The sequence below is a fragment of the Streptomyces diastatochromogenes genome, assembly GCF_002242805.1.
In the GTDB taxonomy this organism is placed as follows: Bacteria; Actinomycetota; Actinomycetes; order Streptomycetales; family Streptomycetaceae; genus Streptomyces; species Streptomyces diastatochromogenes.
Window position 1 is genome coordinate 365,121 of record NZ_MCGQ01000016.1, and the last position, 12,828, is coordinate 377,948.

Sequence of the window (12,828 nt, forward strand, 5' to 3'; positions counted from 1 at the left end):
CGTTCATGCCAGGGGAACGCAAAGGTCAAGAGAAGCTCAAGTAACCTTCATGCAGGGCGATTTGAGGCATTCATCCTTACGGGGGTGTTACGAACGGGGTTGCGCGCCCCGCTCCTTGAGCATGCCGGCCATCAACTCGATCTCCGACTGCTGCGCGTCGACCATGCCCTGCGCGAGCCGCTTCTCCACCCCGACGGTGCACTTGGCCACACACCCCTCGGCCATGTGGATACCGCCCTTGTGATGGTCCGTCATCAGCTGGAGATAGAAGATCTCCGCCTGCTTGCCGTCGAGCGTGCCGAGCTTCTTCATCTCGGTGTTCGTCGCCATGCCCGGCATCAGCGCGCCGTCCTTGCCGGAGGCCATGTCACCCATGCCCATCCAGGTCATCGGCGCGTCGGCCGACACCTTCGGCAGCCCCCACAGATCCAGCCAGCCCAGCAGCATCCCGCGCTGGTTGGCCTGCGTCTGCGCGATGTCGTACGCGAGCCGCCGGACCTCCTCGTTCTTCGTGCGGTCCCGCACGATGTACGACATCTCGACGGCCTGCTGGTGATGGACGGCCATGTCCCGCGCGAACCCCGCGTCGGCGGACTCGACGCCCGGCGTCGTCGTATCCGATCCGCCGTCCTCGGCGACCGCGTACGTGATCGCCCCGGCCGCGACGAGCACCGCCGCGGCCGCGCCCGCCACCCAGCCGATGTGCTGCCGCCTCACTTCATCATCCCGCCGGTGCACGAGGCGCCCGGCTCGGGCGTCTGGTCGCCCTGCACGTAGGTGGCGAAGAACTTGTCCACCTTCGGGTCGCTCGCGCTCTTCACGGTCACCTGGTGGCCCCAGGCCGACAGGATCAGCGGGGCGGCCTGGTTCTCGTACGGGCTCATCAGCGAGTACGGCGTCTTCTTCACCTTGGCCGCGAGCGCGTCGACGTCGGCCTTGGCCGCCTTGCCGGTGTACGTCACCCAGACCGCGCCGTGTTCCAGCGCGTGCACGGCGTTCTCGTCCTGCACCGGCTTGGTGTAGACGTCGCCGTTGCAGTTGAGCCACACCGGGTTGTGGTTGCCGCCGACCGGCGGGTGCATCGGGTACGACACCTTGGTCGTCACGTGCGTCCGCGCCAGCTTCCCGGACCAGGTCTTCACGCCGTCCTTGCCGGTGGTGAAGTGCCCGGAGTCCCCGGACGAGCCGCCCTTGGCGTCGCTGCTCGCGGCCGAGTCGCTCTTGCTCGACTTGTCCGACTGCGACTTCACGAGCACCACACCGCCGACGACGAGACCGCCGACGACCACCGCGCTGGCGGCGACGGTGAGCACCCGGTTGCGGCGTTCCCGGGCACGCTCGGCGCGCCGCAACTCCTCGATGCGCGCCTTGCGCGCCGCGCTGCTGCTGTTCTTGGCGGAACCCATGAGGTGTCCTTCTTGGGGGAAACGGACGTGGACGGTGGGGCTCGCTGATCGTAGTGGGCTTGGAGTGCCCGTCCGTAGGGGAGGGCGCGCAACCGGATAATTTGAACCCGGGATGCGCATTACCTAACCTCGCCGTATGCGGTTGCTGCGCTCCACCGACCTGGCCCTGCGGGTCCTCATGCGGCTCGCCGTCGCCGGCGACGCCAGCCCCACGACCCGCCAGGTCGCGGAGGACATGGACGTCCCGTACACGCATGCCGCCAAGGTCGTGGCGGAACTCCAGCACCTGGGCCTGGTCGACGCCCGCCGCGGCAGGGGCGGCGGCCTGACGTTGACGGAACGGGGCCGCTCGGCCTCCGTGGGCTCGGTCGTCCGCACCTTCGAGGGCGACGGTGACGTGGTCGACTGCGAGGGCGCGACCCCCTGCCCCCTGCACTCCGCCTGCCGCCTGCGCGGCGCCCTGCGCCGGGCCCAGGAGGCGTTCTTCGCGACGCTGGACCCGCTGACGGTGCAGGACATGGTGGCGGAGCCGACGGGCCCGCTGCTGCTGGGCATCTCCAGAGGGCCGGGGCGCGACTGAGGGGCCGCGGGGCCGCCGCTTGGCCGGAAATGGTCGTTGATCAGCGGCACCGGCCTCAGGAAGGCTGGGACCTCCGCATGGATCGACAACGGGGGAACGTATGAAGATCCTGATCTCCGGCGCGAGCGTCGCCGGACCTGCCCTGGCCTGGTTCCTGCACCGCGACGGCCACGAGGTGACCGTCGTCGAGCGCGCCCCGGGCCTGCGCGACAGCGGCTACGCCGTCGACTTCCGGGGACCCGCCTTCGAGGTGCTGGAGGAACTGGGCATCCTGGCGGAGGTCCGCGCCCACGCGACCGGGATGACCGGCACCGACCTCCTGGACGCCGACGGCAACCGCGCCGGCGAACTGCCGGCCGAGACCTTCGCCGGAGAGCTGGAGGTCCCCAAGCGCGAGGTGACCCGCATCCTCCACGAGCACACGGCCGACACCGTGCGCTACGTCTTCGACGACTCGATCGACCGCATCGAACAGGACGCGAGCGGTGTCCGGGTCGGCTTCGAACGGGCCGAGCCGGACACGTACGACCTGGTGGTCGGCGCCGACGGCATCTACTCCGTGGTGCGCCGTCTGGTCTTCGCCCCGCACGCCGAGGCGATCCGCCACCTCGGCCTCTCCGGCGTCGGCTTCAGCACGGCCAACCACCTCGGCCTGGACCACCGGGGAGCGCTGTGGCAGACCCCCGGACGGGCGGTCTACATGTTCAGCGCGGCGGACCCGGAGCGGACGTCCGTCAGCCTGTCCTTCGCCAGCGACTCCCCGGCGCTCGACCTGCTGGACCGCGCGGAACAGGAGCGCATCACCCGGGACCGGCTGGCCGGCGCGGGCTGGCTGGTGCCCCGCCTCCTGGAGGACATGTCCGCCGCCACCGACTTCTACTTCTCCTCGGCCTGCCAGGTGCACCTGGACCGCTGGTCCGAGGGCCGCGTGGTCCTGGTGGGCGACGCCGGCTACTGCGCCGCCCCGACCTCCGGCATGGGCACCTCACAGGCCCTGATCGGCGCCCACACCCTCGCCCGCGCCCTCGCCGCGTCCGCCGACGACCACACCAAGGCCTTCGCGACGTACGAGCAGGAACTTCGCCCCTACGTGACCGAGAACCAGGAGATCGGCCGGGAGGGCGCACGGCGCTTCGGGGCCTGACCTCCCTAGCCCTGGGCCAGCCACAGGTCCGGCCCGAACACCTCGTAGTGGATGTCGGCCGGAGCCACGCCCTTCTCGATCAGCTGTGACCGCACCGCGCGCATGAAGGGCAGCGGTCCGCACAGGTACGCGCGCGTGCCGGGCCGTACGGGGATGTCGGCCAGGTCGACCAGGCCGGTGCGGGTGCCGGGCTGGGCGTCACGCTCGTAGAAGAAGTGCGCGGAGGCGTCCGGGAGCTTGGCGGTGTACGCCTCGTGGTCGGTGCGCAGGGCGTGGTCGGCGGGGGAGCGGTCGCCGTGGACGACGGTGACCGGGGCGGGCCGGCCGTCGGCCGCGAGGGCGGCGAGCATCGCGACCATCGGGGTCACGCCGATGCCGGCGGAGGCGAGGAGCAGGGGGGTGTCCGGGCCGGCGTCCAGGACCAGGTCGCCGTACGGCTCGGACAGCTCCAGGACGTCACCGGTACGCACGCGCGCGTGGAGGTGATTCGAGACCTCGCCCTCCGGGGCCGTACCGCCGTGCACCCGCTTCACGCTGAACTGCCTGACCGTTTCGCCCGGGGCCCCGGAGAGGCTGTACTGCCGTATCTGACGGGCCCCGTCGGGCAGGGCGACCTGGACGGAGACGTACTGCCCGGCGCGGAAGTCGGCCACCGGCCCCCCGTCGACCGGCCGCAGCCGGAAGGAGACGACGTCCGCGGTCTCGTCGACGCGCTCGACGACCTCCCACTGCCGCGGCCCACGGCTCCCGCTCTGCTCGTACAGCCGCTTCTCTACGGCGACGAGCGCGTTCGCCATCAGCCAGTACACCTCGTCCCAGGCGGCCGCGACCTCAGGCGTGACGGCCTCGCCGAGGACCTCGGCGATGGCGGCGAAGAGGTGCTCGTGGACGACCTCGTACTGCTCGGGCGCCACCCCGAGGGAGGCGTGCTTGTGGGCGATGCGGCCGAGCAGGGCGTCCGGGCGCTGGTCCGGGTGGTCCAGCAGATGGGAGGCGAAGGCGGCGATGGAGCCGGCCAGGGCCTGCTTCTGGGCGCCGGAGGCCTGGTTGCCGCGGTTGAAGAGGTTCCGCAGCAGGTCGGGGTGGGCGGCGAAGAGCCGGGCGTAGAAGCGCTCGGTGATCTCGCCGATGGCCGCGCCGACGGCGGGAAGGGTGGCGCGGACGGTGACTGCGGACGGCTCGGACAGCATCGTGACTCCTCACGGCTCGACTGCTCGGCTCGACGGATCGGCTCTGCTGCCCGGCACGCTATGAAAACTTGCATCTGAGATGCAAATTAAATGGGCGTGGTCTCGATCACGGGGGAAGCGGACCGGCCATTACGGATGTCGGCGCGAGCAGGCAAGATGGGCAACAGAGAAGGACACCTGCCGTACGACAGGCGTTCAGGCCGAGGACGCTCGGGCGATCAAGGTCCGCAACGCGATGGAAATGGTGTTGTGGTGGGATAGCTCGGAGGCCTGACCAGCAAGGATGGGGAAGCGGAAGATGGACAAGCAGCAGGAGTTCGTGCTCCGGACCTTGGAGGAGCGCGACATCCGGTTCGTACGCCTGTGGTTCACGGACGTGCTGGGCTTCCTCAAGTCCGTCGCCGTGGCCCCGGCCGAGCTGGAACAGGCCTTCGACGAGGGCATCGGCTTCGACGGCTCCGCCATCGAGGGCTTCGCCCGCGTCTACGAGTCCGACATGATCGCCAAGCCGGACCCCTCCACCTTCCAGGTCCTGCCGTGGCGCGCGGAGACCCCGGGCACGGCCCGGATGTTCTGCGACATCCTCATGCCGGACGGCTCCCCGTCCTTCGCGGACCCGCGCTACGTGCTCAAGCGCGCCCTGGCCCGCACCTCCGACCTGGGGTTCACCTTCTACACCCACCCGGAGATCGAGTTCTTCCTGCTGAAGGACCGCCCGCTGGACGGCAGCCGCCCCACCCCGGCGGACAACTCCGGGTACTTCGACCACACCCCGACCAACGTCGGCATGGACTTCCGCCGCCAGGCGATCACCATGCTGGAGTCGATGGGCATCTCGGTCGAGTTCTCCCACCACGAGGGCGCCCCCGGCCAGCAGGAGATCGACCTGCGCTACGCCGACGCGCTCTCCACGGCGGACAACATCATGACGTTCCGCCTGGTCATGAAGCAGGTGGCCCTGGAGCAGGGCGTCCATGCGACCTTCATGCCGAAGCCTTTCTCCGAGCACCCGGGCAGCGGCATGCACACCCACCTCTCCCTCTTCGAGGGCGACCGCAACGCCTTCTACGAGTCCGGCTCCGAGTACCAGCTCTCCAAGGTCGGCCGCTCCTTCATCGCGGGCCTGCTCAAGCACGCGGCGGAGATCTCCGCGGTCACCAACCAGTGGGTGAACTCCTACAAGCGCATCTGGGGCGGCTCCGAGCGCACGGCCGGCGCCGGCGGCGAGGCCCCCTCCTACATCTGCTGGGGCCACAACAACCGCAGCGCCCTCGTCCGCGTCCCGATGTACAAGCCCGGCAAGACCGGCTCCGCCCGCGTGGAGGTCCGCTCCCTGGACTCCGGCGCCAACCCGTACCTGGCCTACGCCGTCCTGCTCGCCGCCGGCCTCAAGGGCATCGAGGAGGGCTACGAGCTCCCGCCGGGCGCCGAGGACGACGTCTGGGCCCTCTCGGACGCCGAGCGCCGCGCGATGGGCATCGAGCCCCTGCCCCAGAACCTCGGCGAGGCCCTGACCCTCATGGAGCGCAGCGACCTGGTCGCCGAAACCCTCGGCGAGCACGTCTTCGACTTCTTCCTGCGCAACAAGCGGGCCGAGTGGAACGAGTACCGCTCGGAGGTCACGGCGTTCGAGCTGCGGAAGAACCTGCCGGTGCTGTAGGCACAGGTCAGGCAGGTTTCCCGGCGAAACGATCCCGTGGGGCCGACGGTGGTGGACCGTCGGCCCTTCGGCGTTTCACCGCCCGGCTCCCGAAGCCGACCGCCGCCCCGCTCAGGTGGCTCCGGCCCAGGTTGTGGCGCAGGGTGGATGTGTTCCGCCGTTGCGTACCACGGCACCCTCGCGGTGCCCCGTCAGCGGACCGGCTCCCCGATCCCCAGCAGGTTGCCCTCGCTGTCCCGGAACCAGGCCCCGCGCTCGCCCCGGGCGCCCTTGCTCGGGTAGTTCCCGTCGATCTCGGCGATGCCGTCCCGGGTGCGCATGCCCGGCAGGTCGACCTCCTCGAAGACCACCCCGTGCCGCCGCAGTTCGGACACGGCCGCCTCGATGTCCGCAACCTCCCAGGCCATCTGCGTGAAGGTGCCGGGAGAGGCTCCCGTCGACTGGAAAACAACGAAGTCCGTGCCCCCGCACCGGTACAGCAGCCCGCCCGGGCGTTCGTCGACGGGCTCCAGGCCCAGCACCTCGGAGTAGAAACGGCGGGCCCGGTCCAGGTCCTGGGCGGGCAGCCGGGTGGCCACATGCCCCCGGGCCAGAAGGTTTCTGTCGTCCATGTCCCTACTGTGACCCGCCCGCCGCTCCGTTCTCCGCAGATACGCGGGCGTGACCTACTGCTCCCGGTGGGCCAGTGCGGCCAGCACCTGATGCAGCGGCTCAGTGGTCCGCCGCTTGTACTCCTGGATGGCCCACCCGTTCCCGTCAGGGTCCTTGAAGTACATGAAGGTGGCCCCGTCCTGAGGCGCGAACTGCACCGGCTCACTCACGTCGAGCCCCCGCGCGGTCAGCTCCTCGTACGCGGCCTTGGCATCCGTCACACACAGCTGCATCCCGTGGTACGTCCCCGGTTGCGGCGTCCCGGTAGGCACCTGCAGCCCGTCGACGAGCGCGATGGAACACCCGGACCCCGGCGGCGTGAGCTGCACGATCCGCACGCCCTCCATCACCTCACCGTCGAGGTCGACATGAAAGCCGACCTTGTCCCGGTAGAACGCCTTGGCCCGGTCCACGTCGGACACGGGCAGCAGGATCACTTCGAGCGTCATCTCCATGAACGACTCCTTCACGTCCGGCTGAACGCCTCGCCCTTACCGAAGCCGAAAACCGTGCGGGGCGCCACGGAAAACGCCAAAGCCGCGGGCAGCCGCGCACGGCGGGAAGGGGACGTGCCGGGTGGTGTCCGCCCGCAGCGGCCGGCGAAAACTCCGCCCACCCCTCGGCGAACCGTCCGCCGGACCGAGGACGGACACCACCCGGCGCGGCCCCGACTCACCCATGGACAGCAGGCGCGCCCCAAGCCACAACGGACCGGCACGGGCCGCCGCAGGCATCGGCGCAAGCCACGACGGCCCCCGCAGACGGACCAGCCCCAGAGCCACAGACGCCCACTCCGGTTAGGCTCTGGCCAGGACGACCTAGATCCAGGGGAGGCCACCGATGACGCCGGGGCGCAGGAGCAGTACCTTCACGCGACTGCTGCGGCACGGCTTCACCGACCCCTCCGCCGCCGAGCGCCTCCTGGACAGCGGCGAACTGGCCCCCGTCCGCGACGACCCCTTCCTCCTGGAGGCCCTGGGCGCCACCGCCGACCCCGACCTCGCCCTGCACGGCCTGGTACGCCTCCTGGAGTCCCAGCCCGCCCCCACCGCCCGCCGCGAGCTGCTGGACACCCTGATAGCGGCCAAGCCCCTCCGCGACCGCCTCCTGGGCGTCCTGGGCGCCTCCGCCGCCCTCGCCGACCACCTCGCCCGCCACCCGAGCGACTGGCAGGCGCTGGTCACGTACGAGCCCCGGGACCTGCACCCCGGCGTGGAGGAGTTCGAGCGCGGTCTGGCCGAGGCCACCGACCCCATCTCCCTGCGCGTGGCCTACCGCCGCTGCCTGCTGTCGATAGCGGCCCGTGACGTGTGCGGCACCACGGACCTGCACGAGACCGCCGCGGAACTGGCCGACCTCGCCACCGCCACGCTCCGTGCGGCCCTGGCCATGGCGGAGGTCGCCGCCCCGGGGGACGCCGCGGCCTGCCGTCTCGCGGTGATCGCGATGGGCAAGTGCGGCGGCCACGAGCTGAACTACGTCTCGGACGTGGACGTGATCTTCGTGGCCGAGGCGACCGACGGCGCGGACGAGGGGAAAGCGCTCAAATCCGCCACCAAACTGGCCTCGCACATGATGCGGATCTGCTCCGAGACCACGATCGAGGGCTCGATCTGGCCGGTGGACGCCAACCTCCGCCCCGAGGGCCGCAACGGCCCCCTCGTCCGCACCCTCAGCAGCCACCTCGCCTACTACCAGCGCTGGGCCAAGACCTGGGAGTTCCAGGCCCTGCTCAAGGCCCGCCCGGTCGCCGGGGACATCGAGCTGGGACGGCAGTACGTCGACGCGCTGGAACCCCTGGTCTGGAAGGCGGCCGAGCGCGAGAACTTCGTCACCGACGTGCAGAAGATGCGCCGCAGGGTGGTGGAGAACATCCCCGCGGCGGAGATCGAACGGGAGCTGAAACTCGGCCCGGGCGGCCTCAGGGACGTCGAATTCGCCGTCCAGCTGCTCCAGTTGGTGCACGGCCGCACCGACCCGTCCCTGCGCAGCGGCACCACCCTCGACGCCCTCCAGGCACTCGCCGCCGGCGGCTACGTGGGCCGCGAGGACGCGGCCCGCCTCGACGAGGCCTACCGCTTCCTGCGCTCCATGGAGCACCGCATCCAGCTGTACCGCCTGCGCCGTACCCACCTGGTCCCCGAAGCGGAAGCGGACCTCCGCCGCCTCGGCCGCTCCCTGGGCCTGCGCACCGACCCGGTGGTCGACCTGCAGCGCGAGTGGAAGCGGCACACCGGTGTCGTACGCCGCCTGCACGAGAAGCTCTTCTACCGCCCGCTGCTCGACGCCGTGGCCCAACTGGCACCCGGCGAGGCCAGGCTGAGCGTGGAGGCGGCCCGCGAGCGCCTGGTCGCCCTGGGCTATGCCGACCCGGCCGCGGCCCTGCGTCACCTGGAGGCCCTGGCCTCCGGCGTGACCCGCAAGGCCGCCATCCAGCGCACCCTGCTGCCCGTCCTGCTCGGCTGGTTCGCCGACTCCGCCGACCCGGACGCGGGCCTGCTCAACTTCCGCAAGGTCTCCGACGCGCTCGGCAAGACCCCCTGGTACCTCAGGCTCCTCAGGGACGAGGGCGCGGCCGCCGAGAACCTGGCCCGCGTCCTGTCGGCGGGCCGCCTCGCCCCCGACCTCCTGATGCGCAACCCCGAGGCGGTGGCTCTGCTCGGCGACGGCACCACCGGCACCGGCGGCGGCCTCGAACCGCGCGACCGCGCCCCGCTGGAGCAGGAGATCCTCGCCGCCGCGGGCCGCGCCGAGAACGCCGAGCAGGGTGTCACGGCGGCCCGTGGAGTCCGCCGCCGCGAGCTGTTCCGTACGGCCGCCGGGGACATCGTCTCCTCGTACGGCACCGAGACCAGCCCTGCCGAGCCCGACCAGGGCGCCCTGGTGGACCGGGTCGGCGCGGCCGTCTCCGACCTGACCGCGGCCACCCTCGCGGGCACCCTGCGCGCGGTGGTCCGCGACGGCTGGGGGGACACCCTGCCGACCCAGTTCGCGATCATCGGGATGGGCCGTTTCGGCGGCCACGAGCTGGGCTACGGCTCCGACGCCGACGTGCTGTTCGTGCACGAGCCGCGGGACGGCGTGGACGAGCGGGAGGCCGCGGAGGCCGCGAACAAGGTCGTCGCCGAGATGCGCCGCCTGCTGCAGCTGCCCAGCGCCGACCCGCCGCTGCTCATCGACGCGGACCTGCGCCCCGAGGGCAAGTCCGGGCCGCTGGTGCGCACCCTGAACTCGTACGAGGCGTACTACCGCCGCTGGTCCCTGGTCTGGGAGTCGCAGGCGCTGCTGCGGGCCGAGCCGGTCGCCGGGGACGAGGACCTGGGCCGCCGCTTCACCGAGCTGATCGACCCGCTGCGCTATCCGGAGCGGGGCCTGGGCGACGACGCGGTGCGCGAGATCCGCCGGCTGAAGGCCCGGATGGAGGCCGAGCGCCTGCCGCGCGGCGCCGACCCCAAGCTGCACACCAAGCTCGGCCCCGGCGGCCTGTCCGACGTCGAGTGGACCGTCCAGCTGATCCAGATGCGCCACGGCTGGCACGAGCCGGGGCTGCGCACCACCCGCACCCGCGAGGCCCTGTCCCACGCCCACGCGGCCGGGCTGATCGCCGCCGAGGACGCGGCCGTGCTGGACGAGGCCTGGGTGCTGGCCACCCGGGTGCGCAACGCGGTCATGCTGGTCCGCGGCCGGGCGGGGGACACCTTCCCGACCGCACCCCGCGAGCTGGCCGCCGTCGGCCGCTACCTGGGCTACGGCGCCGGCCACGCCGGGGACATGCTGGACGCCTACCGCCGTACGACCCGAAGGGCGCGCACGGTCGTGAAGGACCTGTTCTACGCGGACGGGAGCTGAGCCGGTCCTACGCCGACGGAGGCCGAGCCGGCGCTACACCAACGGGACCTGAACCGGCGCGGCCGCCCGCGCCGGAGCCGGCACCAGCCTCGGCAGGGCGTACGGCAGGCTGCCGTACCAGAGCCGGGCCACCGTGAAGCCGAAGGTCAGGCAGAGAACGCCGCCCACCGCGTCGAGCCAGAAGTGGTTGGCCGTGGCAACGATCACCAGCAGTGTCGTCGCCGGGTAGAGCAGGCCCAGCACCCGCACCCACGGCACGGACGCCAGCGCGAAGACCGTCAGCCCGCACCACAGCGACCAGCCGATGTGCATGGACGGCATCGCCGCGTACTGGTTCGACATGTGCTTCAGATCGCCCGAGGCCATCGAGCCCCAGGTGTGGTGCACCGCCACCGTGTCCACGAAGCGGCCGCCGTTCATCAGCCGGGGCGGGGCCAGCGGGAACAGGTAGTAACCGACCAGCGCCACACCCGTGGTCGCGAACAGCACCAGCCGGGTCGCCGCATAGCGGCCGGGATGCCAGTGGTACAGCCACACCAGAACACCCAGCGTGACCACGAAGTGCAGCGTGGCGTAGTAGTAGTTCATGCCGATGATCAGCCAAGCCACCGCGTTCACGGCGTGGTTGACCGACCCCTCGAGCGCGATGCCCAGCTGGTGCTCGACGCGCCAGACCCAGTCGGCGTTGCGCAGCGCCTCGGCCTTCTGCTCCGGGACCGCGTTGCGGATCAGGGAGTACGTCCAGTAACTCACCGCGATCAGCAGGATCTCGAACCAGAACCGGGGCCTGCGCGGGCGTCGCAGCCGGTGCAGGACACCCTGTCTGTGCTCGCCCGTGACGGCCTGCGGAACGGCCACCTCCTCGCGACCTTCCGGTTCTGTCACGGTCGAGTCACTCATAGGCACAGAGTCTGCCAGAAAAGGCTTCCTCGCCAGATCATCCCAAGGTTGGGTCCGCCCCGCACGTTCTACGACATACGGAGGACATTCGGTGCCGAAGCGGTCGAACCCCGCACCACCAGCTCCGGCATGAACACGAACTCGCTGTGCGGCGCGGGCGTCCCGCCGATCTCCTCCAGCAGCGTGCGCACCGCGGCCTGTCCCATCGCCGGGACCGGCTTGCGGACCGTGGTCAGCGGCGGGTCGGTGAAGGCGATCAGCGGGGAGTCGTCGAAGCCCACCACGGACACGTCACGCGGCACCTCCAGACCCAGCTGCCGGGCCGCCCGTATGGCACCGAGCGCCATCATGTCGCTCGCGCACACCACCGCCGTGCAGTTCCGCTCGATCAGCGCGGTCGCCGCCGCCTGACCACCCTCCAGGGTGTACAGCGAGTGCTGGATCAGCTCGGTCTCGACCGTCGGGGCGCTCAGCCCCAACTGGTCCTGCATCGCCCGGACGAAACCCTCGATCTTACGCTGCACCGGCACGAACCGCTTCGGGCCGAGCGCGAGACCGATCCGGGTGTGCCCCAGCGAGGCCAGGTGCGTGACGGCCAGGGTCATCGCCGCCCGGTCGTCGGGGGAGATGAACGGCGCCTGCACCTTCGGCGAGAACCCGTCCACCAGCACGAACGGCACACCCTGCGCCCGCAGCCGCTCATAGCGCTGCATGTCGGCGGTGGTGTCGGCGTGCAGCCCGGAGACGTAGATGATCCCCGCCACCCCGCGGTCCACCAGCATCTCGGTCAGCTCGTCCTCCGTCGACCCGCCCGGGGTCTGGGTGGCGAGCACCGGGGTGTAGCCCTGCCGGGTCAGCGCCTGGCCGATGACCTGGGCCAGGGCCGGGAATATCGGGTTCTCCAGCTCCGGGGTGATCAGGCCCACCAGGCCCTCGCTGCGCTGCCGCAGCCGTACCGGACGCTCGTAGCCGAGCACGTCCAGCGCGGCGAGCACGGACTGGCGGGTGGTGGCGGCGACGCCCGGCTTCCCGTTGAGGACCCGGCTGACGGTCGCTTCGCTCACCCCCGCCTGCGCAGCGATGTCCGCAAGCCGTGTGGTCACGGCACTGGACTGTACCGGCCGCACCTCGCCTTGCACACCGACGGGACGCCGCGGGCGGCCGCGCGATCGGCCTGCCGTGGATTGCTGCGTCATCGCGCTCCCTCGAGTTAAGTGGCGGCAAGAGCTTGCAGAGTCTTGCACAAGTCTCCCCATCCCCGCTGATCGGCACCGTAACCGGGTTTCGTACGGGTCGACGACAGGTCACGGAGTGGTAACCCCAGTGTCCTCTTGCACTTTTTTTCTGCAAGGTCTTTCGCAGCGCTTACATCGCTGTTACGTTCCAGTCGCCCGGCGGCCGCAACGGCGCAGTCGGCAAGACCGCGGGGACGGCGGACGGGACCGCTC

Annotated in this window: 11 protein-coding genes; 4 read left to right on the plus strand and 7 right to left on the minus strand. The window is 71.1% G+C overall.

What is annotated here, in order from left to right:
* Positions 1-87 precede the first annotated feature (87 nt).
* Both BEK98_RS21150 and BEK98_RS21155 read right to left on the minus strand, forming a co-directional pair.
* The gene (locus BEK98_RS21150; RefSeq protein WP_094218160.1) at positions 88-717 is read right to left on the minus strand and encodes a DUF305 domain-containing protein; all 630 of its coding nucleotides are present in this window, start codon (positions 715-717) and stop codon (positions 88-90) included.
* The gene (locus tag BEK98_RS21155; protein ID WP_094218161.1) at positions 714-1,406 is read right to left on the minus strand and encodes a DUF3105 domain-containing protein; all 693 of its coding nucleotides are present in this window, start codon (positions 1,404-1,406) and stop codon (positions 714-716) included. Before BEK98_RS21155 ends, BEK98_RS21150 begins: the two co-directional genes overlap by 4 nt.
* 136 nt (positions 1,407-1,542) lie before the next feature.
* On the opposite strand from BEK98_RS21155, the gene BEK98_RS21160 reads away from it, so the two are divergent.
* Positions 1,543-1,986, plus strand: coding sequence for an RrF2 family transcriptional regulator (locus tag BEK98_RS21160; RefSeq protein WP_094218162.1), 444 nt, complete (start codon positions 1,543-1,545; stop codon positions 1,984-1,986).
* Positions 1,987-2,086: 100 nt separating this feature from the next.
* Positions 2,087-3,130, plus strand: a complete 1,044-nt coding sequence (locus BEK98_RS21165; RefSeq protein ID WP_094218163.1) for an FAD-dependent monooxygenase — start codon at positions 2,087-2,089, stop codon at positions 3,128-3,130.
* Positions 3,131-3,135: 5 nt separating this feature from the next.
* Here BEK98_RS21165 and BEK98_RS21170 read toward each other — a convergent pair whose 3' ends face one another.
* Positions 3,136-4,320, minus strand: a complete 1,185-nt coding sequence (locus tag BEK98_RS21170; protein ID WP_094218164.1) for a globin domain-containing protein — start codon at positions 4,318-4,320, stop codon at positions 3,136-3,138.
* Positions 4,321-4,618: 298 nt separating this feature from the next.
* Here BEK98_RS21170 and glnA point away from each other — a divergent pair, with 298 nt between their 5' ends.
* Positions 4,619-5,980 carry a type I glutamate--ammonia ligase gene (gene glnA, locus BEK98_RS21175; protein WP_094218165.1) on the plus strand — a complete coding sequence of 454 codons (1,362 nt, stop codon included), beginning with the start codon at positions 4,619-4,621 and terminating at the stop codon, positions 5,978-5,980.
* A 191-nt stretch (positions 5,981-6,171) separates the two neighbouring features.
* Here the strand turns inward: glnA and BEK98_RS21180 are convergent, their stop codons facing one another.
* On the minus strand, positions 6,172-6,591 hold the full coding sequence (locus tag BEK98_RS21180) for a VOC family protein (protein ID WP_094218166.1): 420 nt from the start codon (positions 6,589-6,591) through the stop codon (positions 6,172-6,174).
* Between the two features lie 54 nt (positions 6,592-6,645).
* On the minus strand, positions 6,646-7,086 hold the full coding sequence (locus BEK98_RS21185; protein WP_094218167.1) for a VOC family protein: 441 nt from the start codon (positions 7,084-7,086) through the stop codon (positions 6,646-6,648).
* Positions 7,087-7,471: 385 nt separating this feature from the next.
* On the opposite strand from BEK98_RS21185, the gene BEK98_RS21190 reads away from it, so the two are divergent.
* Positions 7,472-10,480 (plus strand): bifunctional [glutamine synthetase] adenylyltransferase/[glutamine synthetase]-adenylyl-L-tyrosine phosphorylase, encoded by a 3,009-nt coding sequence (locus BEK98_RS21190; protein ID WP_094218168.1) that lies wholly within the window; start codon positions 7,472-7,474, stop codon positions 10,478-10,480.
* 33 nt (positions 10,481-10,513) lie between these two features.
* On the opposite strand, the gene BEK98_RS21195 is transcribed toward BEK98_RS21190, so the two are convergent.
* Together BEK98_RS21195 and BEK98_RS21200 are read right to left on the minus strand one after the other, a co-directional pair.
* Complete coding sequence (locus BEK98_RS21195; RefSeq protein WP_208643178.1) at positions 10,514-11,380, minus strand: phosphatase PAP2 family protein; 867 nt, start codon at positions 11,378-11,380, stop codon at positions 10,514-10,516.
* Positions 11,381-11,448: 68 nt separating this feature from the next.
* Positions 11,449-12,483: a LacI family DNA-binding transcriptional regulator gene (locus BEK98_RS21200; RefSeq protein WP_094218169.1), complete on the minus strand. Its 1,035-nt coding sequence runs from the start codon at positions 12,481-12,483 to the stop codon at positions 11,449-11,451.
* Positions 12,484-12,828: the final 345 nt, after the last annotated feature.

Excerpts from the sequence above, each read along its gene's own strand:
- BEK98_RS21155 (WP_094218161.1), bottom strand. The coding sequence starts at position 1,406 with ATGGGTTCCGCCAAGAACAGCAGCAGCGCGGCGCGCAAGGCGCGCATC.
- BEK98_RS21160 (WP_094218162.1), top strand. The coding sequence starts at position 1,543 with ATGCGGTTGCTGCGCTCCACCGACCTGGCCCTGCGGGTCCTCATGCGG.
- BEK98_RS21165 (WP_094218163.1), top strand. The coding sequence starts at position 2,087 with ATGAAGATCCTGATCTCCGGCGCGAGCGTCGCCGGACCTGCCCTGGCC.
- BEK98_RS21170 (WP_094218164.1), bottom strand. The coding sequence starts at position 4,320 with ATGCTGTCCGAGCCGTCCGCAGTCACCGTCCGCGCCACCCTTCCCGCC.
- glnA (WP_094218165.1), top strand. The coding sequence starts at position 4,619 with ATGGACAAGCAGCAGGAGTTCGTGCTCCGGACCTTGGAGGAGCGCGAC.
- BEK98_RS21180 (WP_094218166.1), bottom strand. The coding sequence starts at position 6,591 with ATGGACGACAGAAACCTTCTGGCCCGGGGGCATGTGGCCACCCGGCTG.
- BEK98_RS21185 (WP_094218167.1), bottom strand. The coding sequence starts at position 7,086 with ATGGAGATGACGCTCGAAGTGATCCTGCTGCCCGTGTCCGACGTGGAC.
- BEK98_RS21190 (WP_094218168.1), top strand. The coding sequence starts at position 7,472 with ATGACGCCGGGGCGCAGGAGCAGTACCTTCACGCGACTGCTGCGGCAC.
- BEK98_RS21195 (WP_208643178.1), bottom strand. The coding sequence starts at position 11,380 with ATGAGTGACTCGACCGTGACAGAACCGGAAGGTCGCGAGGAGGTGGCC.